The organism is Levilactobacillus humaensis (assembly GCF_024345185.1).
GTDB classification, from domain to species: domain Bacteria; phylum Bacillota; class Bacilli; order Lactobacillales; family Lactobacillaceae; genus Levilactobacillus; species Levilactobacillus humaensis.
Genome location: NZ_BROB01000010.1, coordinates 1 through 23,052, shown reverse-complemented (window position 1 = coordinate 23,052; position 23,052 = coordinate 1). Strand labels below are relative to the sequence as shown.

Below are 23,052 nucleotides of genomic sequence, written 5' to 3'. Positions count from 1 at the left end.
CGAGAAAGGACTGGGGTGACCAGTCCTTTTTGTGTGACGGCTTTGACTATTGAGCTGTGGTTGGCAGGCTAAAAAACAAATAAAATACTAGATGGTTGGTAGGAATAGCTTAGAGGCCGACATATAATGGCCGGAATAATTTCACATGAAAATAATTGTGCTAAGCTGTGGACTTCGAGATTAGCCACGATTATACTTTACTCAGAAGACTAGGGATGTCACATTGAGAGGGCTATTCATATGACAAAAAAGTTGAGGATCACAACTAAACAGAAGTTAACGACATTGACAATTCTTGGGGTTGTTGCCGGCATGGGGTTACAGGTTGATACCATCCATGCAGATACGACAGATCAGGGCAATGGTACTGACAGTAGCACGAAAGCTCAGACTACGGCTGACGACCCGACGGCCAAGCAAGCCGTTCTGTCAAAGGGGACACCAGCACCTGAAACAGAATCCAAGACTGATGAGACGGATACCAAGCCAAGTGCGTCAGATGAAACAGTCACCTCTGGGAAAACAACTAAGGAAACAGAAGGCCAGACTGAACCGGTAAAAGTAACACCACCGGTAACGAAGAAGACAGATGAATCAGTGACATCGAGCGTTGTTCCGGTTGATTTGGAGTCGTTGACTGATAAGTCGGCAACAGATGCAGATAAACTGACAGATTCGACGGAGAAAGTCATGGCTAATTTGCCACGTAAGATGATGTCTCGCATGAGTTTGTTGCGGGATACCGTTCCAACGATCACGAAACGTGGTGCAAATGGTAAGGCTAAATGGACCGAAGATAGCAATGGTGTGGTGACAATTACTGGTGGTGTCATGGATGGCATGTTGCTTATACAAAGTGCCACAAAGTTAGTTTTTGCGGATAATTCAGTAACTGTGCTTCCAGAAGATAGCAGTTTATTGTTTGCACTAATGCCGAATCTCACCGAAATCGACGGTTGGGAGAACGTAGATGCTTCTAATGTACAAAACATGTCAGAAATGTTTAGCGGTGATACTTCATTGGAGAGCCTGGATCTGAGTTCTTTGGATCTCAGTCATGTGACTAATCTGTCAAGTTTGCTAGGAGGCTCAGCCAGCCGTCCAATGAGCATTACGAGCTTCAAGCTTGGGTCGAGCACTAACAAAGCCACGAATATGTCGAACATGTTGTCTTGGGATACATCCTTAACGGATGTCGATGCGGCAGATTGGAATGTCTCAAGCTTAAAGTCCGCTGACAGTCTCTTTCAAGGTACAGCGATTAGTAACCTAGATCTCAGTGAGTGGCAGACACCTGAACTGCAGAACCTGAGGGCGACTTTTGGGGATATGCCTAATTTGAGCTCACTCGATGTTGCAGGGCTTCAGACCGGGAAAGTGACGCTTTTTGTTCAGACTTTCGAGAATGATCCGCTACTGAAGACCGTTGATGTTAGTCGGTGGGACGTCTCTGGCTCACAAAAATTTACCAGAATGTTCTATGGTGACCCGCTTCTGTCGACTCTTGATTTAAGCAACTGGCACCCTAAGACGGATCTCCAAATGCTCCAAATGTTTTTTGATGACGCATCCTTAAATTCACTGGATCTGTCAGGATTTGATACGATCTCTAGTGGTCAAGCCAATTCAGCTTTAGAGAACACGACGGGATTGCATGAACTGGTTCTCGGACCCAACACGTTTCAGGGAACTGACGCTGGTAATGTTGCACTACCTGACATTCCAGTTACAGATATGTATACCGGCTTATGGCAAGCTGTCGGGACTGGAACTGCGGACAAGCCTAATGGGGAGACATACACCAGCGCACAGTTAAACACGAGCGCAATGAAGGCTGACACCTACGTTTGGCAGAAAGTCCCAGGCTCGACGCCAACGGATCCGGGTACGACCCCGGAAAACCCCGGGTCGTCAACCGATAACCCCGGCACCCCGACTGAACCAACTGATCCTGATACCAATCCGAACACGGACGGTGGTAATGGCGCTACCGCTGATGGCGGTGAGAATGGTGGTGGAACTGTGACAACTGATAAGAATCCGCAGAAGAAACCTGAGAACCCGGTTAAGAACCCACAATTACCAGTTAAGTCCAATAAAGAGTCAGCCGCTACTGCTGACAAGTTACTGAAGTTTGGAAGTGGTCAGGGGGCAGCGGGTGTTCTGAACAAGTCGCATGACCAGACTCATAATGCAGCTAATAATCAGACGACTTCGACGACCACGACGGGTCACCTGGACCGTCAGTCCGAGCAGACAACGTTACCGCGGACGACCGAAAAGAAGTCGAGTCTGTGGGTGGCAATTGGTGCAGTGATGCTGGGGATCTTGAGTTTCCACTGGTACAAGCGTCAGGACTAAATGACAGTATGAGTTTAAAGCTAAAATGATAATCAGGAGGGATAACGCATTCAGCGTTACCGCTCTTTTTAGATTTAAGTCACACGAAGTTCTTTGAATTAGTTTACGTTTTCCCTTAACCGATCAAGTTGTGGGGGTCAATCGGTCTGCCCTGTGCTAGAATATAACCTAGACATTCCAGCAGTGGTGTGACAATTGACAGACTTGAGAGTAGACAGGAGCGAAGAAGTCATGATTTATGGGATCGGCATTGATATTACAGATTTAGATCGCGTCGCCCAAGTCGTGGCGAAGCAACCGAAGTTTTTAGAAAAGGTGCTAACGCCCAATGAAATGGCGGATTATCGTCAACTCAGTCAACGACGGGCCGTGGAGTTTATTGGTGGCCGCTGGTCGGCTAAGGAGTCATATAGCAAGGCCATGGGCACCGGGATTGGGTCCACAGTTGGTTTTCAAGATATTGAAATTCGCGACAACGATCAAGGGCAACCAATTGTCACACGCCAACCGTTTGAGGGGATTGCCCACGTATCCATTTCGCATACGGATACCATGGTAATGACGGAAGTCATCTTAGAAAGAGGGTAAGTGTCATGGCAATTGGGGAACATCGACCAACACAGCTGGTCATCGATCGACAAGCTTTACGCCAAAACATTCACGCGGAGGTTGAACGTCTGGCCCCTGGGTGTGATTTGTTTATGGTGGTTAAGGCTAATGGTTACGGTCACGGTGCGGTTCAGGTGGCGCAGGCCGCCAAGGACGCGGGGGCCCGTGGCTTTTGTGTCGCCATTTTAGACGAGGCTTTGGAATTACGGGCCGCTGGATTCAATGAACCCATTCTGATTTTGGGGGTTACTAATCCGGCCGATGCCCCACTGATGGCTAAGGAACACCTCTCGGCCACGGTAGCCGCGATGGACTGGTTGACTGAGGCTGAAGCTTATCTGACGTTAGCAGGAACACCAGACCCATTACGCGTTCACTTGGGACTCGATACCGGGATGGGGCGGATTGGCTTCCGCAACGCCCCAGACTTAGTGGCAGCTGTCGATTACCTGACAAAGCACGCGACGGCCTTTGCGTTTGAAGGGGTCTTTACCCACTTTTCAACCGCCGACGATCCGGATGACACGTACTTCAAGCAGCAATTTGCCAAATGGCAGACGCTCACCAAGGCTTTACCAAGGCGCCCACGCTACGTTCACGTCTCGAACTCGGCGACGAGCCTCTGGCACGCGGCTTGTAACGACAATCTCGTGCGGTATGGGGTCGCGGGCTATGGTTTGAATCCTTCAGGAACGGCCATTCAAGAACCTTTCCACCTGCAACCAGCCCTGAGTCTGACTAGTGAGCTGGTTTATACCAAGCGCTTGGCGGCCGGTGAATCGGTTAGCTACGGCGCCACTTACACGGCTAAAGAGGCGGAATGGGTTGGCACGGTACCAATTGGTTATGCTGATGGCTACGAACGCCGTCTTCAAGGCTTTCATGTGCTGGTCGATGGCCAGATCTGTGAAATCATTGGCCGGGTTTGCATGGACCAGTTAATGGTTCGGTTACCACACAATTGTCCCCGAGGAACAAAGGTCACTTTGATCGGTAAAGATGGCGATCAGGAGATTACATTGCAAGACGTGGCGACCTATTGTGGGACAATTCATTACGAGATTGCTTGCGGCTTTACCAGCCGGTTGCCACGACGATACATTCACTAATTTGGACGGGTTAATAGTGTCCAGGTTAAGGGATTCGTGGTAAACTGTATGAGGTAAGAACGTTAACAACCTAGGAGGGTGAACATGATCCGTTCGCAACAAATCAAACGTCCACAGATCCGATTGCATATTTCCAAGACGGTTCGGCGACAGGCATTGATTCCGATGCACGCCGCGGCAGCCCGGAAGCTGGCACTCATTGTTGGCTACCAGGCAATGGCTTTGATTAACCGGGATCTCGTCCGAGCATTTACACCATGTGAAGAGGAAGCAGAACGGCGGTTAACAACCTTTCGTAACGCACAACAAGTTAAACAGTAATTAATTTATGAGGATAGGGGATGGCGGCCCATGGCCCGTGTTGAAGTTAAACGCGGTGACGTTTTCTTCGCCGACCTATCACCAGTCGTTGGTTCGGAGCAGGGTGGCATGCGCCCCGTGTTAATTATCCAAAACAACGTGGGGAACCATTACAGTCCGACCGTAATCGTGGCGGCAATCACCGCACGGATCGAGAAACCAAAGATGCCGACTCATGTCGGTATCTCGGCGGAACGAACCGGTATTGAGCGGGATTCCGTCATTTTGCTTGAACAAATTAGAACGATTGATAAGCAACGGTTAAGGGAGCAAGTGACCCACCTGGATGTTAAAACAATGGCAGCAGTCGATACCGCTTTAGCGACGAGTATTGGCCTGGTGGATAAGTCACGCAAGAAAAAGAATAAACCCAGAAGATCCACTACATAGCTCAATAGCGAGACTTTTAGAAAGGTCACGACAATTTTGTCGTGGCCTTTTTTGTCTATCGGATTTTATCGGAATTTTGGGGATCAGAAAAGGCCGTGACTTGGTCACGACCTTTTGGGTGGCGCTTTGAATTTACGGTGTCGAAACGTGCACAAGAAGGCAGTCGACTCCGCTTAAACCTGATAAGCACATAATCCAAAAAACGGGATTATCTGCTTATCAGCCTTAATGCTCGACGACTAACCGCCTTCTGTCACACTCTAACCTTCGTGGCGCAAATCTTCAATTTCAGGCACGTGGAATTCTTTTCGTTCCAACGCCTTGACGATCCGGTCGAGTTTTTCTTCGTTGACTTCAGCGGGGAGGGTGAACATGGTTCGGTGAACCAGTTCGCCTTCCTGGGCGTCCAGGCTAATGACACTAGCAATGGACGTGTACTTGGTGATGACCTTGGCCATTCCAGCTAAGTCACCACGTTCGCCGGCGGAAACAACCGTCAACACGTAGCTACCAATGTTAACGTTCCACGACTGGGACAGCATGTCCATCAGACGCGTATGTGTCAAGATGCCGTAGAAGGCATTCTTGTTATCGAGAACTGCGATGTATGGCAAGTCCTTGATGGAGAAGAAGACGTTAAAGAAAGCGGCGTTTACCGAGATAAACTTGGTGGCATTCTTAAGTAATGACGTCACCGGCAGCTGCATGTCTCCGCCACGAGACTTGTGACGGTAAATGTGCATCTTATAAATGTTTCCGCGGAAGATTTGCCCGGTCTCATCCAGGATTGGAACACATCGGTAGCCCGAGTCTTCCAAAATCTTGAGGGCTTGTTCCAGGGTGACATCCTCGCGAACCGTAACTAAGCGTTCTTTCGGTTTCACTAGGGATTTTAACAGCATGGCTGATGACCTCCTAAAATTAGAAACTTCTAATAATCTCTTCCCATAATAACATAGTTTCCCAATTAAGTGGGGGCAAATTTGGTTAATTTTCCGAAAATTAGCGAAAAGGCGGGACTTACTGAAAACAAGTTGGGGGCTGATTTGTCGCCATAAAAAAGTGGTTACGGGGTCGTTACCAATCCCATAACCACTTATTAAAAATCTCATTAGAAGACGATGACGGGGGTCCCGACACTCACGTTGTCGAAGACCGACTTAATCTTGGAAGGTGGCGTGTTCACACAGCCGTGTGATCCGTGAGTCTTGTACCAGGATCCGCCATAGGTTGGTTGCCATGACGAGTCATGAATCCCAACACCAGTATCATCGATTGGCATCCAGTACTTCACTTTGGAAGAATACTTGGAGCCGTTATCGTTCTTACCACGAAGGGTGGTGTTACGTTGCTTGCTCCAGATGACCCAGACACCACTTGGCGTGTGGTGTGCCGTGGTTGGCAGACCAGTGACGACATCGGTCGAGACGACGAGCTTGCCGTGCTTGTAGACCCACATGTGTTGGTTAACCTTGTCGACTTCGACGTAGGAGTCACCGATGTCGGTTCCACTATTGTGGTAACCACTCCCCTGAATCACAGGGGTTCGCGACATGCCTTTACCGGCTAGAACCGAGGCGCTGAGCTTTGGTAACTCGCTCTTGACCTTAATGCTCCAGCCGTACAGTCCAGGTGCTACCGAAACGGTTCCACGTTTCGTGGACTTGAAACTCCGGGTCTTGTAAATCGTTCCGTACTTCTTACTGAGCTTCGTCAGGTAAACCTTCATGGCGTGATTGTCGGCACTAAGTTTACCATTCTTAAATGTCAGCCACGAAGCCAACGTTTGATTCGGAATGGCAATGGTGTGACCACTTAGCTTGTAGATGTAATCTTGCTTGGCAATCGACTCAGCCTTGGTCTTGGCTTGCTTGAAGCTGGTATCGGTGGTGCTGACGGCAGGCTTCAGATAGTCACCGGAAACGTCGACGGTGCTGTCGCCAACCTCAATCGCATTCGTAATGGACTTCGCGACCTTGGCTGCGTCCAGTTGGTTACCGGTCTTCTGCTTGGTCACCACGTAGGCGCCATCTTGGTAAGTGAACGAAGCGTCTGTTGACGCTGTCCGTGTCTGGTTGGCTTTAGTCGTAATGGTATTGGCTAGCGTCCGAACACTCTGTTCATTGGCGTTGCTAGCATTTAATTTGATGGTATCGGCCGTGGCCGTGGTAATGTGAACCGGCCAAGCCCAGGCGTTTTGTTTCGTGATCAGTTTGCGCAGCGCCTGTTGTGACGTGACCTTGAGATCGACGGATTGAGTTCTAAAGGAAGCCACGGTCTTGTGGCCATCCTTTAACGTCAGTTGTTGATCTTTGAGGGTCGACTTCAGTTTTGCAGCGGCCTGAGCGGCAGTGTTGCCCCCAACGTTAACGCCAGCAATTTGGGTATCTTTGAAGAAGACTTGTGCGTTGGCATAGTGATAAACTCGCCCAACATATAAGGCTCCGACCGCGACGATTGCGGTCACGAGCCCGATGGTGAAGGCTTTCTTCTTTTTCATTAATGTGACCTCCTAAGTAAGTCAGTGACAGGAAAGTCGTCGTCCTTTCGCTCACAGAATAGCATACCTCCAGCTTACTTCAAACAACCTTAAATAACAATGTAGTTGCCCATTTGTTAACGCTTTCTATAAAATTAATTGACTGCGAATATAGTTAACCGTCACTGGGGATAACGAGTTTAACTGTTAGATAGGTGATTTACCCAACAAAAGAGTGTGACCAAAGGCGCTTAGTCAATGAGCATTAACGTCGATAGACGAACAATCCCGGGCTTGGATTGTTTGTCTATCGGGGTTAAGCGGAGTTGACTGCCTTTTGTCACACGTTTCGACTATAGACGTTCGGAGCACAAAAAGGACCCGAGACTTTTGTCTCAGGCCCTTCATTTTAAAAAGTTAGCTGACTATTTCAGGGCAGCTAAGCCGTCCTTGGTAACCTGCTTCAAGGTTGCAGCAGATTTAGCCATTAAGTCTTTTTCACGGTCGGAAAGGGGAACTTCGATCACACCGGCTAACCCACTACCATTGATGATAGCTGGGGTACCGATAAAGATGTCGTTCAAACCATATTCGCCGTCTAAGGCAGCGCCAATTGGTAAAATGGCGTTTTCGTCACGCAAGATAGCCTTCGTAATCCGCATCAAGCAGGTGGCAACACCGTAGAAAGTGGCACCCTTCTTGTTGATGATTTCGTAAGCCTTGTTCCGCGTGTCGTCTTCGATCTTAGCCAAGTCATCATCAGTGATGCCTTGTTCTTTAGCAAGGGCCTTCAAAGGCTTCGTGCCGATCGTTGCTTCGTCGTATGCGGCGAATTCGGAGTCACCGTGTTCACCCATGATGTAGGCGTCCACGTTCCGTGGGTCGACGTTGAACTTCTTAGCCAAAGCAACGCGTAAACGAGACGTGTCCAAAGAAGTCCCGGAACCAATAACCTTTTCCTTAGGGAAACCAGAGAACTTCCAAGTAGCGTAAGTTAAGATGTCAACTGGGTTAGCAGCAACCACGAAGATACCATCGAAGCCAGAATCAACGACTGGCTTAACAATTGAAGACAAGATCTTCAAGTTCTTGTTGACCAGGTCCAAACGGGTTTCGCCAGGCTTTTGTGGGGCACCGGCAGTGATCACAACGACATCAGCATCGCCACAGTCGGAGTAGTCACCGGAGTAGACTTTCTTAGGTGCCGTGAAGACTTGAGCATCTTCAAGGTCTAAGGCGTCTCCTTCAGTACGGTCCTTAATAACATCCACAATTACAAATTCTTCAGCTAAACCTTGGTTCATCATTGAGTAAGCATATGATGATCCAACGGCACCGTCACCAACGAGAACGACTTTTTGATGGTTTTTAGTAGTCAAATCCTTCATCTCCTAATAAATTTTAGACATCAAGGTACGCAGTAATACCCAGTGCTTAGTATACCATGTTCACCAGGTAGCGACTACGTGACGGCCTTAAATTTGTGAACTTTTTAGCTTGAAAACGCCACCATTGCAATGCTTGTAGGCCGGATCAGTGCAGGGGTGGTGGGACTATGCTATACTCTAGAGCGTTGATTAGATTTGTGAAATTGACTGAGCCAGCTGAACGGGGATCCGGATCCCGTCCAGCCATTTTGTTTCACCTGGGGAAGCCCCAGGAGGCCTGCCAGATAGGTCGGCGAGAGCGACGTCACTAACCAGTAAATTAGGATTTATATAAGGGAGTAATTGTTAAAAATGAAAATGATCGTTGGATTAGGCAACATTGGCCCCCAGTACACGGGAACGCGGCATAACACCGGCTTTATGGTGGCAGATGCCTTTGCCAAGGAACACCAGATCACGATGACGATTCGGAAGTTCGACGCCCGCTTTGGAAGTGGCTTCGTCAACGGTGAAAAGGTATTGGTCGTTAAACCCACAACCTTTATGAATGAATCTGGTCGAGCAGTTCACCCCCTGATGGACTACTTCAAGATTGACCTGGAAGATATCTTCGTCATTCAAGATGACATGGACTTGCCAGTTGGTCGCATCCGCCTCAGAGACCATGGGTCAGCCGGTGGGCACAATGGGATCAAGAGTATCATTGCCCACGTTTCTAGCGAGAAATTCAAGCGTTTACGGGTGGGCATCGCCCATCCCCAACAACATTCTGTGGTAGATTATGTTTTAGGGAAATTTACCACGGAACAGGCCCCACTTTTTAACCAGGCAACCGATCAGGCTGTGGCCGCATTGGATGACTGGATTGGGGGTACCGAGTTTACCCAGTTAATGAATCAATACAATTAGGAAGAGGACATTAGCCGTGAATTTAGAAGCATTTATGACGCAGACAACGCAATATGCAACGGTGCGGCAGACCCTCGGGCGCGGGCAGCGCCAACTCGTGACCGGGCTGAATGGGTCGGCAGAGACCTTGTTTATTGCCAGTCTCCTACACGAGCAACGGCGGTCCATTGTCTACGTGACGGATACCCTGTATCATGCGGGGCAGTTGGTTGAAGATCTCGCCAATTTATTACGGGACGATGAGCTGTATGAATTTCCTGTCGAAGAACTTCTGGCCGCCGAGGTTGCCACGAGTTCACCAGAATACCGGTCGGATCGGATCGATGCCCTACGCGCCTTACAGAGCGACCGACCAGTCGTGATTGTGGCGTCGCTGTCAGGGCTACGGCGATTCTTGCCGGCCCCAAGTAACTTTGCTGCGGCCCGTTTTAGTGTCAAAGTCGGCGGCGAGTTCGACCTCGAGGACTTGCAACAACGGCTGTTTGCCATGGGCTATGCCCACCAGAAATTAGTTGCTGGTCCCGGTGACTTCGCCGTACGGGGGTCGATTGTCGATATCTATCCATTAGCCGCCGACTATCCCGTGCGGCTGGATTTCTTCGACACCGAGATTGACTCCTTACGGTATTTTGACCCTGCCACCCAACGGAGTATTGAGAACGTGGACGCTGTCGAAATTTTGCCAGCCACCGACTTCATTCTCACCGCAGATGAGCGAACGGCCGGTGCCGATCGCTTAACCGCGGAGCTGGCCAGTCAAGTGGCTAAGCTGGATGCGGATGCCACTGAAACGTTAACTAATCAAGTGAAACCGCTGATCGATGGGTTACGCAAAGGATCGGTTGATCCCCAACTTATGGAATTCGCGGACTATTTATTCCCGGAACATCACCAACTGCTGGATTACTTACCGGATAATGGGTTGGCGTTGTTTGGGGACTATTCGCGTCTTCAGGATGCCGAACAGCAATTGCTGGAAGACGAGGCCAACTGGGCCACGGATAAACTGACCCATCATCAAATCTTCTCGCAACAGGTCTTCGGTGGGGAGTTACGACCTATTGTTAAAGACGACGGGCATGCACAGGTCATGCTGGCCCTATTTCAGAAGGGAATGGGGAGTCTGCGGTTCCAGGCGGTAACGAACATTACCACTCGGGCTATGCAACAGTTCTTCGGCCAACTCCCCGTCATGAAGACGGAGATTGACCGCTGGCGTAAGCAGAAACAGACGATTGTCTTGCTAGTTCAGGACGAGGAACGGCTCGCTAAGATTGAACAGACCTTAGATGACTTTGAAATTCAATCGGTGTTAACCAAGGCCGACAATTTACAAGGTGGCCTGACCCAGTTAGTGCCGGAACGCTTACGGACTGGATTTGAATTACCAGAAGCTTCCTTGGTCGTCATCACGGAAGCTGAAATGTTCCAGAAGGTCACGAAGAAGCGGGCCCGTCGTCAAACGATGGCCAATGCCGAACGGCTGAAGAGTTATACCGACCTGAAGCCTGGGGATTACGTCGTTCACGTCAACCACGGGATTGGGAAGTTTATCGGGATGCAGACGTTGACGGTCGATGGGGTTCATCAGGATTACATGACCATTGATTACCAGGACAACGCGCAGTTGTTTATCCCGGTTACTCAGTTAAATCTGATTCAGAAGTATGTGTCATCTGAGGATAAGAAACCCCGGATTAACAAGCTCGGTGGGTCCGAATGGGCTAAAACCAAGAGTAAAGTGGCCGCCAAGATCGAAGACATTGCCGATGAGTTGGTGGATCTTTACGCCAAGCGTGCCGCCGAGAAGGGCTTTGCCTTTCCAAAGGATGACAGTCTACAACATGATTTTGAAAATGACTTTCCCTATGCCGAGACGCCCGATCAATTGCGGACGATCGAGGAAGTGAAACATGACATGGAGAAGCCCCGACCGATGGACCGTCTCTTAGTCGGGGATGTTGGTTATGGGAAGACCGAAGTAGCCTTACGAGCTGCCTTTAAGGCGGTTGAAGCGGGTAAACAGGTGGCCTTCCTGGTGCCAACGACCATTCTGGCCCAACAACACTATGACACCATGATGAATCGTTTCGAAGGCTACCCGATTAACGTCGAGATGTTCTCGCGTTTCAGAACGGCTAAACAGATTCGCCAGTCGATTGACGACCTGGAAGCCGGGCAACTCGACATCGTGGTCGGGACGCACCGGTTACTTTCCCAGGACGTGAAGTTTAAGAACCTGGGTCTGGTGTTGGTCGATGAGGAACAACGATTTGGCGTGAAGCATAAGGAACGCCTCAAGCAGTTGAAGGCCAACGTCGATGTCCTGACGCTAACGGCGACCCCGATTCCCCGGACGCTGCACATGTCAATGTTGGGTGTGCGGGATCTGTCGGTGATCGAAACGCCACCGGCTAACCGTTTCCCCATCCAGACCTATGTGATGGAACAGAACGCGGGAGCCATTCAGGATGGGATTCGGCGCGAAATGCAGCGGGGCGGTCAGGTCTTCTACCTGCACAATCGGGTGGAGGATATTGAGAAGACCGTCAGTCAGATTCAGGCGTTGGTTCCTGAGGCCCAAGTGGGCTATATTCATGGGAAGATGACGGAAGCCCAGCTCGAAGGGGTGCTCTTTGACTTTCTACGAGGGGACTACGATGTCTTGGTCACGACGACCATCATTGAAACTGGGATTGATATTCCGAATGCCAACACGCTGTTCGTCGAAAATGCGGACCGTATGGGGCTCTCTCAGCTGTATCAACTGCGGGGACGGATCGGCCGGAGTAATCGGGTCGCTTACGCCTACTTCACCTACCAGCCCAACAAGGTGCTGACCGAGGTCAGTGAAAAACGGTTGGAGGCCATCAAGGACTTTACCGAACTAGGTTCCGGGTTCAAGATCGCCATGCGTGATCTCTCCATTCGGGGAGCCGGGAACCTCTTGGGTAAGCAACAACACGGATTCATTAATTCCGTAGGGTATGACCTTTATACCCAGATGTTGAGTGATGCCGTGGCGAAGAAGCGGGGTAAGAAGACGCAGCCGAAGACGGATACCACCGTCGAGTTGGGTGTCGAGGCGTACTTGCCAAGTGACTACATCGCGGACGAACAACAGAAGATTGAAATGTACAAACGGATTCGCCAACTGGAGAGTGATGACGAGGTCAGTGAGATTCAAGCCGATCTGATCGACCGGTTTGGGGATTACCCAACGGCAGTTGGTCAGCTTCTCACGATTGGTCAATTGAAATTAGCCGCAGACCTGGCGCTGGTCGATAAGATTCGGCGGGTCAATGGGGATGTCTTCGTGACGATCTCTAAGCGCGGCACCAATATTTTAGGTGGTGAGGACGTCTTCAAGGCGCTTGCTGCCACCAAGCTCAAGGCAACCGTGGCCGTCAATGACGACCGGCTCCATATCAAGTTGGTTATTCAACCACAAATGACGGTGACAGACTGGTTGCCACAGGTTCAACAATTCATGGCGGCCTTACGAGACATTGTTCTCAAGACCACGAAGCCAGCCGCCGATAAGGCGAAGGCAACGGACGACTGAGGAGGTCAGTGATGGGCAACCGCAATGTGAATACAGCCATGCAGGGGGCCCTCATTCTCTCAATTTCGGCGTTTATCGCGAAGCTTTTGAGTGCGGTGTATCGGGTGCCCTTCCAGAACATGGTGGGCAATACGGGGTTCTACGTTTATCAGCAGGTTTATCCGATCTATGGGATTGGGATGACCTTTGCATTGAGTGGCCTGCCGGTTTTTATTTCTAAATTGGTGGCTGAAGCGCCAGACTTGGCAAGTCAACAACAGGTGGCACGTCAGGTCGAACGTTGGCTCTGGGTGGTTGCGCTGGGCATCTTTGGTTTTCTGATGTTGGCGGCCACGGCGTTAGCTCGGGGGATGGGAGATCCGCAGTTGGCCCCTTTGATTCGAGTCGTGGCGGCAATGTTTCTCTTTATGCCAGCCCTCTCGGTTAACCGTGGCTACCACCAGGGGCGGTTTCAAATGCTGCCGACCGCGCGATCTCAGGTGGTCGAACAACTCGTTCGGGTGGTGGTGATTCTGACCGCGGCGGCCTGGGCCACGCATCAACAGTGGTCGGTATATACTATGGGGGCGTGGGCCCTCAGTGGGGGGACCATTGCCGCATTAGCGGCGTTGTTGGTTCTGCCCCAATGGCGACAACGTGACGTGGAACCACGACGTCCGATCCCACATGTTGGTCGGCGGCTACTGGTTGAGGGGGGCACCCTGTGCCTCCTGACAGCTATGTTAGTGCTGTTACAACTGGTGGATTCCTTCACGGTGATGAAGGGACTCGTCGCCGGTGGGATGAGTGCCGATGCTGCCAAATCGCTGAAAGGGGTCTACGATCGGGCGCAACCGCTGGTTCAGCTGGGTTTGGTTGTGGCGGTGGCCTTTGCTACCTCCCTCTTACCTGCACTGACTGCCACGCGCCGGCGAGAACATCCCCAGACCTTTAAACGGCTGACGACGACCATGATGCGAATTGCCATGATGATTGCCGTGGCCGCTACGGCCGGTCTCATGGGACTGATGCCCTGGATTAACCGTCTGTTATTTGGCGACACGCAGGGGTCAACCATGCTGGCCGTGTACATGCTAAGCATCGTCTTAGCAACGCTGATTCAGACCTATAACAGTGTGCTCCAAAGCCAAGACCAGTATCGTCTGACGGTGGTAGCCTTGTTAGCTGGTTTAGCAGTTAAAATCATCGGTAACGGGTGGTTAGTCCGTGAGTCGGGGGCCATTGGGGCCAGTTGGCTCACCGTCATCAGTCTGCTGGTGATACTGGGTATCGTCTGGTGGGGCTCGGAGAGAGACTTGCGAGCTGGAATTTGGCGCGGGGCGTTTCTTCCCAAATTAGCCGGGATCACGGCGATCATGGTGTTTGGCGTGCGACTCGCGATGACCATTCTGGAACGTTGGTGGCCCGCGATTGGTACGGGACGCCTGGCGGCTGGTGGCGGCCTCCTGATCGGTATTCCGGTCGGGGTGGCACTCTTCTTGGGATTGGCCATTTGGTGGCATCTCCTGAGTATTCGGGAGTGGTTAGCCATCCCCCACGCCAAGAGTATGTTAAGATTATGGCAACAACTGAAGCGACACGGAGGAAATTAATTATGCGATTAGATAAATATTTGAAAGTTTCACGGATTATCAAACGGCGCTCTGTCGCCAAGGAAATTGCGGACAAGGGTCGGATTGAAATTAACGGTAAGGTCGCTAAATCATCGACTGATGTGGCCACAAATGATGAGTTGGTTATTAAGTTCGGTAACAAAACATTAACGGTCAAAGTTAATGAGTTGTTGGAAACGACGAAGAAGGACGACGCTGAACGGATGTACACCATCGTCAGTGAAGACTACGCACAGGATTTTCGGAAGTAATTTCGATTAAATATGACGAATGTTTTACATTATGCCAAACGCTCTAGACGGGCAATTCGAAACTTGCTATACTCAAGTTAAACTATCTGGTGAAAACTTAGGAGTGAGCAGAAATGGCTGATGTAAAACCGAAGCCGGCAAAAATTGAACGGTTAGAGAACGACTATACACGTCGGTTAGACCACCAGCAGGCTTCTGCCAAACACACACAGTGGTTGGGGAAGCGGCGGATGCGTCGGGCCACGCGAATTCTCGCCTGTTTTGCTGTTTTTGCCATTTTCCTTGGGGTGCAACTGGTGCGAACCAATGCCAGTTTGCATCACGTTCGCCAAGAGGTGAGCACTAGCGAAGCGAAGCTGAAGACGACGAAGGCTGAGAGTCGAGACCTGCAGGGTCAGATTAAACAGCTGAACAACCAAGATTATTTGGGTCGGCTGATTCGCTCGAAGTATTATTATTCGAAGTCCGGTGAGACGATTTACAGTCTCCCTGGGGACCACGCCAGTGACGTGACCGCAAAATAATTGATGATGACTAACCGCCAGTTCATTGAGAACTGACGGTTTTTGATTGGGAACAGCGCATACCCTTTGTTGGGCTGGTTAAGTTAGCCCCTTTTCTAAGCGATAAAAAAGATCGCCGCTCCAGGGTTCTTTTTAGCGTTTGGCGTGTGGGAGCGGGTGGAATTGTGTTATACTGAAAACACTTATTTTAAGGAGGAACTTCTTGTTTATGGCAATCGAGGTTGGAGCTAAAGTTTCCGGAAAGGTCTCTGGAATTACGAACTTTGGTGCATTTGTTGATTTAGGCGACCACAAGACCGGTTTGGTCCACATTAGTGAAATTTCAGATGGGTACGTCAAGGATATCCATGACGTCTTATCAGTCGGTGATGAAGTGACGGTGAAGGTTCTGACCGTTGGTGACGATGGGAAGATTGGGCTTTCGATTCGAAAGGCCGTTGACCGTCCAGCTGGCGAGCAGGAACATCATGCCCACAACACGCATCGTGATCACAACGAACATGGTGATCATGCGCGTCGCGGTAGCAGTGCCCCTCACGGTGGTGAAAATCACAGTCATGGTCGACGATTCGAGAATAATGGTTCCCGGCCCCACAGAGGGTCAGCAAATGGCCGTTTCTCAGGACATCACTCGGAAAACCATGAAGAAAGTTTTGACGACTTGATGTCAGGCTTCCTCAAGCAAAGCGAGGATCGTCTGGCAACTATCAAACGTAACACAGAAGGCAAACGTGGTGGCCGTGGTGGCCGGCGTAGCTAATCTGTAAACACTAAGGACCGCACTTGTTGCGGCCTTTTTTGTTAACCAGAAACGAAGGGGCGACAGACGTGACGTTAGAAACGAGATTTCGACAGAACTGTCAGCGGTGGGGCTGGGCCGATCCCAAGCAACACGGCCTGATTGCGGTGTCGACAGGGGTGGACTCGATGGTGTTACTGACCCTATTTACGCGGTTACCGGCTAATGAACGGCCCCAACTGTCCGTGGTTCATGTCAACCATCACCTCCGTGAGCAGAGCCGCACAGAAGAAGCTTTTTTGAAAAAATGGTGTGCGGATCGTCAAATTCCGGTGACGGTGGCAGACTGGACGATTGACCAGCACCCGGATCACGGCACGGAAGCGGCGGCTCGCGAGTTTCGCTATGCGTTCTTCGGGGACCAACTGACGGCCCAGTCCGCGGATTGGGTGGCAACAGCCCACCAGGCCGATGAACAGGCGGAAACGATTCTATTGAAGCTTATTCGTGGGGGGCAATTGGATCAACTGACGGGGATGGCGCCTCAGCGGCCGTTTCGCGGCGGTGCGGTGATTCATCCCCTCCTGCCCTTTCGCAAGTCGGAACTCAAAGCCTATGCCCGCGAGCAACACATTCCTTGGTACGAGGATGTCACAAATCAGGAGTTGGAGGCGAGTCGTAACCGCGTCCGTCATGAGATTATGCCCCTGCTACGGCGGGAGAACCCCCAGGTTGATCGCCATCTGATTGCGTATGCCGACCAGCTAGCGGCGACGCTCCAGGTGACGGATCACGTCTTGGATCGGCAGTTAGCCACAATTCTGACGCAGACCGAACCACTAGTGGGGGATGGTGCTCGTTTGTTAAGCTTTTCAATCGCCGACCAACGGCTGTTACTGGCCCGACTTTTGAAGCGAGCTTCACCCACGGTGGCGACGAATGCCGCCATGCTGGACCAGTGTTTACAGCTGTTGGCGAATCCACAACATCCTACGGGTATCGTGGAATTTGGGGCCGGTTGGCGATTTAGCAAACGCTATCAACAATTTCAGTTTACTCAGGTTAAAAAAATGCGTGAAAATTCGCTGGAAGACCAGCGATTTATGGTAGTATTGAACCAATGGCAACCGTTGGGTGACGGCTGGCAGATCGGTTGCTTCACCGTGACTGCTGAACAAGAATTGTCGCCGGCCGATCAGGTGGCGTTGCGGGCGGATCAATTACCTTTAAAGGTGCGCCCGTGGCGGTCATCTGACCAGCTACGACTGGCTGATGGTCATCATCAATCGGTGCGGCGGATTCTCATCAATGCCAAGGTTCCCCGCGATCAGCGTGATCGTCAGCGAGTCTTGGTCACTGCAGGAGACGAAGTTTTGACAGTCCTTGGGGTGAAGTGGGCGGTTCTTGCCGCACAACCACGGACCAATCACTACCACGTAGTCATCAAACATGAATAGGCGAAAGGGGAACAGCATGAATAACGATATCGAAAGAGTCCTTTATAGTGAGGAAGACATTGCCGCAGCCTGCAGACGTTTAGGGACGCAGCTTGAGGAGGATTACCGGGACAAGACGCCTTTGATTATCTGTGTCTTAAAGGGGGCCATTTTGTTTATGACCGATGTGATTCGGGACATGGACATCTACGCCACGATTGATTTCATCGACGTCTCCAGTTATAACGGTGGTACCGCTTCTTCTGGAACCATTCGTTTATTGAAGGACTTGGACACGGATGTTGCCGGACGCGATATCATCTTAGTCGAAGATATCATTGATACTGGACGGACATTGAAGTATCTCGAAGACCTGCTGAAGGACCGCAAGGCGAACTCAATTCGCGTTTGTACCTTAATGGACAAACCAAGTGGCCGGGTCGTTGAAGCCAAGGCAGATTACGTTGGATTTAACGTGCCAAGTGAATTCGTCGTGGGTTATGGTTTGGACTACGAAGAAAAGTATCGTAACCTTCCGTATGTCGGTGTTTTAAAGCCATCCGTCTATTCAGATAAATAATTAGTCAACGATAGTCAATTGTGATAACATCTTATTTAGTTAAAGGGGCATAAGCTCTAAAATTTGTTCCTATCGTAATGCTGGGAACTGTGGGTAAGGAGGCACGACATGAATAATCGACGAAATGGACTGTTCAGAAATAGTCTGTTTTACATTGTGATCTTCTTGTTGATCATCGGTGTTGTTTACCTGTTTAATGGTAATAACAGCAGCTCACAATCCCAAGAAATCCAATCGAGTCAATTTGTTAAGGACTTGAACGCAAATAAGATCAAGAAATTCTCCATTCAACCTTCAGGAGGAGTTTACAAGATCACCGGGGAATATCGTAACGCGCAAAAGCGGACGACCAATACCGGTTTCAGTCTCGGCGGCTCACAGAGCACAGCTGTGACTGGCTTTAGCACTCAAGTTTTGACGAATAATTCGACGGTTTCCGAGATTGATAAGGTTGCCAAGAACCACAATGTAAAAGTCAATACCAAAGCAGAAGAGTCAAGTGGCTTCTGGATTAACTTGCTGGTGTACGCTGCACCACTAGTCATCTTTTTCTTCTTCTTCTACATGATGATGGGTCAAGCCGGCCAAGGCGGCGGCAATGGCCGTGTCATGAACTTTGGGAAGAGCAAGGCCAAACCAGCCGATAGCAAAGAGAACAAGGTTCGCTTTGCCGACGTTGCTGGTGAGGAAGAAGAGAAACAAGAACTGGTCGAAGTTGTCGAGTTCTTGAAGAATCCACGTAAATTTGTGGCGTTAGGTGCCCGGATTCCATCCGGTGTGTTACTGGAGGGTCCTCCTGGTACTGGTAAGACGTTGCTAGCTAAGGCCGTTGCTGGTGAAGCTTCGGTACCATTCTTCTCGATTTCCGGTTCGGATTTCGTGGAAATGTTCGTTGGTGTCGGGGCCAGTCGTGTCCGGGATCTGTTTGAACAGGCCAAGAAGGCTGCACCATCGATCATCTTCATTGATGAAATTGATGCGGTTGGTCGTCAACGTGGTGCCGGCATGGGTGGTGGCCACGATGAACGGGAACAAACGTTGAACCAATTACTGGTTGAAATGGACGGGTTTACTGGAAGCGAAGGCGTCATTGTGATGGCCGCTACCAACCGTTCCGACGTCTTGGACCCTGCCTTGCTACGTCCAGGTCGGTTTGACCGGAAGATTCTGGTTGGCCGTCCAGACGTCAAGGGTCGTGAAGCTATCTTGAAGGTTCACGCCAAGAACAAGCCTTTGGCTAACGATGTTGATTTGAAGGAAATTGCCAAGCAAACGCCTGGATTCGTTGGGGCTGACTTGGAAAACCTCTTGAACGAAGCTGCCTTATTGGCGGCACGACGGAATAAGACACAGGTTGACGCTTCTGACTTAGATGAAGCCGAGGACCGAGTTATCGCCGGGCCTGCTAAGAAGGATCGGGTCATCAGTTCGGAAGAACGGAAGACTGTGGCTTACCATGAAGCTGGCCATACCATCGTTGGGTTAGTCCTAAACGATGCGCGGGTTGTGCACAAGGTTACCATCGTTCCACGAGGCCGTGCGGGCGGTTACGCCATCATGTTGCCACGTGAGGACCAGATGCTGATGTCCAAGAAGGATGCTATGGAACAGATCGCTGGGTTGATGGGTGGTCGGACTGCTGAAGAGTTAATCTTCCATTCCGAATCATCTGGAGCTTCCAACGACTTCGAGCAGGCAACGCAAATTGCCCGTTCCATGGTTACCCAATATGGGATGAGTGATGCTGTGGGGACTGTCGCACTGGAAAGTGCTGGCGGCCAACCATTCGCAGGTGCTGGTTACTATAACCAACCAAGTTACTCGGAACATACCGCTAACTTAATTGATAGTGAAGTTCGCCGGATCATCGGGGAAGCCCACGAGACTGCCCGGAAGATCTTGGAAGAACACAAGGTTGAACACAAGATTATTGCAGATGCCTTACTGAAATACGAAACGCTGGACGAAAAGCAAATTCTCAGCTTGTTTAACACTGGGAAGATGCCGGATAAGGACGGCGACGCCGAATTTCCAAGTGAAAAGGCGGCAACTTTTGAAGAATCCAAGCGCGAATTAGAACGACGCGAGGCTGAACGTCAAGCTTCTACGGAAGCTAAGTTGGCTTCGAGTGCGTCGAGTGATGCCCCTGAGGCAGCACCGGCAAGTTCTGCCGCACCGGATGATCCAGATGATACCGACCATTCTGAATAGTCATTGCGTTAGGAAAGGGTCTGAGACGTTGGTCTCGGCCCTTTTTTGTCGGTTCTGTTTGCAAACGGCTCAGTTTCTGGTAAGGTAGGGCATGGAAAAAGGTCCCGCGGAGCGTGCGTGAAGCAGTCGCGGAGATGAAAGGACGTTAAGAATGGCAGATTACTTAATTAAAAGTTTGATTGATAATGGGATGTTTCGGGCCTACGTGGTCGATGCGACCGAGACGGTAGCGGAAGCCCAACAACGACACGACACGTGGTCATCAGCAACCGCCGCTTTAGGTCGGACCCTGATTGGGACTATGTTACTGTCGACGTCGCTCTTGAAGGGTGACGAGAAGTTAACGGTTAAGGTCAATGGTCATGGACCAGTTGGCGCCATTGTGGCTGATGGGAATGCCGATGGCACGGTGAAGGGCTACCTGCAGTACCCCCACATCAGTTTGCCGTTAAATGAAAAGCATAAGATTGACGTACGTAAGGCCGTGGGGGTCCAAGGGATGTTAACGGTGACGAAGGACCAGGGTCTTGGTCAACCCTATACAGGACAAGTGCCCTTGGTTTCCGGTGAATTAGGTGAAGACTTTACCTACTACTTGGCTAAATCAGAACAGATCCCGAGTGCCGTGGGGGTTTCAGTGTTCGTGCAACCCAACAACACGGTTAAAGTGGCCGGTGGGTTCATGATTCAGGTCATGCCGGGTGCTTCCGACGAGGCGATTTCCCGTTTGGAGAAGCGTATCAAGGAAATGCCAATGGTCTCGGAACTTCTATTAGATGGCCAGACACCGGAAGATATCTTGAATCTGCTATTTAAGGACGAGACGGTGAAGATTTTACAGAAGATGCCTGTCGGCTTTAAGTGTGACTGCTCCAAGGACCGGTTCGCAGCTTCGCTCGCTTCAATTCAACCGGAAGCCTTACAGGAAATGATTGATGAGGACCATGGTGCCGAGGCGGTTTGTCACTTCTGTGGGACCAAGTATGAATATTCGGAAGATGATCTCAGAGCGATCTTAGCCCACGCCCAAGAGAAGTAGGAGGCTGACAAGATGACTTGGAAGATAGGGGACGTCGAGATTGCCAATCAGGTTGTCGTTGCGCCCATGGCTGGTGTGACGAACGTGGCCTTTCGCCAGATCTGTAAGTCATTTGGCGCCGGACTGGTTGAATGTGAGATGATCTCGGGCCAAGGAATCCACTACCAGAATCAGCGGACCCTGAAGATGATGGCCGTGGCCGCTAATGAACACCCCATGAGTATTCAGATATTCGGGGGAACAGAGGAAACCTTGGTGCAAGCAGCCCAGTATGTTGATCAACAGACAGCTGCAGATATTATTGATATCAATATGGGGTGCCCGGTGAATAAGGTCGTCAATACGGAGGCTGGGGCCAAATGGCTCCTGGATCCCGATAAGGTGCATCATATGGTGGCGGCGGTCGTCGCTGCGGTTGATAAGCCGGTTACGGTGAAGATGCGGACGGGCTGGGATGACCGCCACCTCTATGCGGTGGAAAATGCTTTGGCGGCAGAGTCCGCGGGAGCCTCAGCGATTGCCATGCACGGTCGGACCCGTAAACAGATGTATCAAGGACACGCTGACTGGGAGATTCTCCATCGTGTTGCCGAACGGTTGACGGTGCCCTTTATGGGTAATGGGGATGTCCGGACGCCTGAGGATGCCTGGAAGATGATTCATGAGGTTGGCGCCGATGCGGCGATGATTGGTCGAGCAGTGATGGGGAATCCCTGGTTACTGCAACGCGTCAATCATTACCTGGAGACACGAGAACTACTACCGGAACCAACACCAGCGGATAAGATTAGTCTGGCTAAGACACACCTTCATGAATTATGTGTGGCCCGTGGCCCACAGGAAGGTCCCCGGGATTTCTGCAATCAGGTGGCTTATTACCTGAAGGGAATTCCCCATGCGGCTCGGACGAAGGTTGCGGTCACGAATGCTAAGGATGAAACGACGATGATGACGCTGCTGGATGACTTCTTAAGCCAGTTAACGGCAAGAACACAGCAGGCGTCGATAGTAAGATATAATGATCGTTAATTTAAGGAGCGGGTACTGGGGCTAGATGACTGGTGCCCGTTTTGCTATTTGTTGGGGGACTGTCTTTTTACAAAAGTGGTTATTTATCGATTTTTTCAAATTTTATGCAAAAAACGCTTGACCCATTGGCCAATTGTTGGTATATTTATAAACGTTGTCACGACAGCACAGAGCGTTGTGCGTTGAAAGAAAAGATAAATTAGTTCTTGACGACTAAACGTTAGATATGTTATTCTAATATAGTTGTCACGAGGTAGTTATCTCCTGACAAGGTAGACCTTTGAAAACTGAACATTGTTTCGACAAACCAAATATGTGTAGGGCGGTTTGATATTTATATCAAACCCAAACAATATTTGCGAAGTCAATTCGCTTTTATAACAAAAAGTAACAACAATCGATGAGCTATTCAAGCCATCATCATAAGATGAGAGTTTGATCCTGGCTCAGGACGAACGCT

At 50.4% G+C, this 23,052-nt stretch carries 19 protein-coding genes; 16 read left to right on the top strand and 3 right to left on the bottom strand.

Features of this window, described 5'->3' with window-relative positions:
• Positions 1–240 precede the first annotated feature (240 nt).
• The 5 genes from OCU14_RS04465 to OCU14_RS04445 all read left to right on the top strand — a co-directional run bounded on the left by OCU14_RS04465 (position 241) and on the right by OCU14_RS04445 (position 4,829).
• The gene (locus tag OCU14_RS04465; protein WP_261809977.1) at positions 241–2,361 is read left to right on the top strand and encodes a BspA family leucine-rich repeat surface protein; all 2,121 of its coding nucleotides are present in this window, start codon (positions 241–243) and stop codon (positions 2,359–2,361) included.
• A gap of 231 nt (positions 2,362–2,592) precedes the next feature.
• Complete coding sequence (gene acpS / locus OCU14_RS04460) at positions 2,593–2,949, top strand: holo-ACP synthase (protein ID WP_261809976.1); 357 nt, start codon at positions 2,593–2,595, stop codon at positions 2,947–2,949.
• Between the two features lie 5 nt (positions 2,950–2,954).
• Positions 2,955–4,079 carry an alanine racemase gene (gene alr, locus OCU14_RS04455; protein ID WP_261809975.1) on the top strand — a complete coding sequence of 375 codons (1,125 nt, stop codon included), beginning with the start codon at positions 2,955–2,957 and terminating at the stop codon, positions 4,077–4,079.
• An 84-nt stretch (positions 4,080–4,163) separates the two neighbouring features.
• Positions 4,164–4,400: a hypothetical protein gene (locus OCU14_RS04450; protein WP_057878830.1), complete on the top strand. Its 237-nt coding sequence runs from the start codon at positions 4,164–4,166 to the stop codon at positions 4,398–4,400.
• Between the two features lie 30 nt (positions 4,401–4,430).
• Positions 4,431–4,829, top strand: a complete 399-nt coding sequence (locus OCU14_RS04445; protein ID WP_057878829.1) for a type II toxin-antitoxin system PemK/MazF family toxin — start codon at positions 4,431–4,433, stop codon at positions 4,827–4,829.
• A 260-nt stretch (positions 4,830–5,089) separates the two neighbouring features.
• Here OCU14_RS04445 and cbpA read toward each other — a convergent pair whose 3' ends face one another.
• From cbpA to OCU14_RS04430, 3 genes are all read right to left on the bottom strand, one after another.
• Positions 5,090–5,731, bottom strand: coding sequence for a cyclic di-AMP binding protein CbpA (cbpA, locus tag OCU14_RS04440; RefSeq protein ID WP_057878828.1), 642 nt, complete (start codon positions 5,729–5,731; stop codon positions 5,090–5,092).
• Positions 5,732–5,940: 209 nt separating this feature from the next.
• The gene (locus tag OCU14_RS04435; RefSeq protein ID WP_261809974.1) at positions 5,941–7,329 is read right to left on the bottom strand and encodes a L,D-transpeptidase family protein; all 1,389 of its coding nucleotides are present in this window, start codon (positions 7,327–7,329) and stop codon (positions 5,941–5,943) included.
• A gap of 404 nt (positions 7,330–7,733) precedes the next feature.
• The gene (locus OCU14_RS04430; RefSeq protein ID WP_125547081.1) at positions 7,734–8,696 is read right to left on the bottom strand and encodes an L-lactate dehydrogenase; all 963 of its coding nucleotides are present in this window, start codon (positions 8,694–8,696) and stop codon (positions 7,734–7,736) included.
• A 351-nt stretch (positions 8,697–9,047) separates the two neighbouring features.
• On the opposite strand from OCU14_RS04430, the gene pth reads away from it, so the two are divergent.
• The 11 genes from pth to dusB all read left to right on the top strand — a co-directional run bounded on the left by pth (position 9,048) and on the right by dusB (position 22,592).
• The gene (pth, locus tag OCU14_RS04425; protein WP_261809973.1) at positions 9,048–9,605 is read left to right on the top strand and encodes an aminoacyl-tRNA hydrolase; all 558 of its coding nucleotides are present in this window, start codon (positions 9,048–9,050) and stop codon (positions 9,603–9,605) included.
• A gap of 16 nt (positions 9,606–9,621) precedes the next feature.
• Positions 9,622–13,170, top strand: a complete 3,549-nt coding sequence (gene mfd / locus OCU14_RS04420) for a transcription-repair coupling factor (protein WP_373875072.1) — start codon at positions 9,622–9,624, stop codon at positions 13,168–13,170.
• Between the two features lie 11 nt (positions 13,171–13,181).
• Positions 13,182–14,762 (top strand): putative polysaccharide biosynthesis protein, encoded by a 1,581-nt coding sequence (locus tag OCU14_RS04415; RefSeq protein WP_261809972.1) that lies wholly within the window; start codon positions 13,182–13,184, stop codon positions 14,760–14,762.
• Between the two features lie 2 nt (positions 14,763–14,764).
• Entirely contained in the window at positions 14,765–15,034 is a 270-nt protein-coding gene (locus tag OCU14_RS04410; RefSeq protein WP_125574071.1) for an RNA-binding S4 domain-containing protein, read from the top strand.
• A 113-nt stretch (positions 15,035–15,147) separates the two neighbouring features.
• Positions 15,148–15,558, top strand: coding sequence for an FtsB family cell division protein (locus tag OCU14_RS04405; RefSeq protein WP_261809971.1), 411 nt, complete (start codon positions 15,148–15,150; stop codon positions 15,556–15,558).
• 208 nt (positions 15,559–15,766) lie between these two features.
• Complete coding sequence (locus OCU14_RS04400; protein WP_261809970.1) at positions 15,767–16,318, top strand: S1 domain-containing RNA-binding protein; 552 nt, start codon at positions 15,767–15,769, stop codon at positions 16,316–16,318.
• Between the two features lie 68 nt (positions 16,319–16,386).
• The gene (tilS, locus tag OCU14_RS04395; protein WP_261809969.1) at positions 16,387–17,754 is read left to right on the top strand and encodes a tRNA lysidine(34) synthetase TilS; all 1,368 of its coding nucleotides are present in this window, start codon (positions 16,387–16,389) and stop codon (positions 17,752–17,754) included.
• A gap of 16 nt (positions 17,755–17,770) precedes the next feature.
• A complete protein-coding gene (gene hpt, locus OCU14_RS04390) occupies positions 17,771–18,313 on the top strand; it encodes a hypoxanthine phosphoribosyltransferase (protein WP_057878819.1) in 543 nt (180 codons plus the stop codon).
• Between the two features lie 108 nt (positions 18,314–18,421).
• Entirely contained in the window at positions 18,422–20,524 is a 2,103-nt protein-coding gene (gene ftsH / locus OCU14_RS04385; RefSeq protein WP_261809968.1) for an ATP-dependent zinc metalloprotease FtsH, read from the top strand.
• A 151-nt stretch (positions 20,525–20,675) separates the two neighbouring features.
• On the top strand, positions 20,676–21,563 hold the full coding sequence (gene hslO, locus OCU14_RS04380) for an Hsp33 family molecular chaperone HslO (RefSeq protein ID WP_261809967.1): 888 nt from the start codon (positions 20,676–20,678) through the stop codon (positions 21,561–21,563).
• A gap of 12 nt (positions 21,564–21,575) precedes the next feature.
• Positions 21,576–22,592: a tRNA dihydrouridine synthase DusB gene (gene dusB, locus OCU14_RS04375; RefSeq protein WP_261809966.1), complete on the top strand. Its 1,017-nt coding sequence runs from the start codon at positions 21,576–21,578 to the stop codon at positions 22,590–22,592.
• The last annotated feature ends 460 nt before the right edge of the window (positions 22,593–23,052 follow it).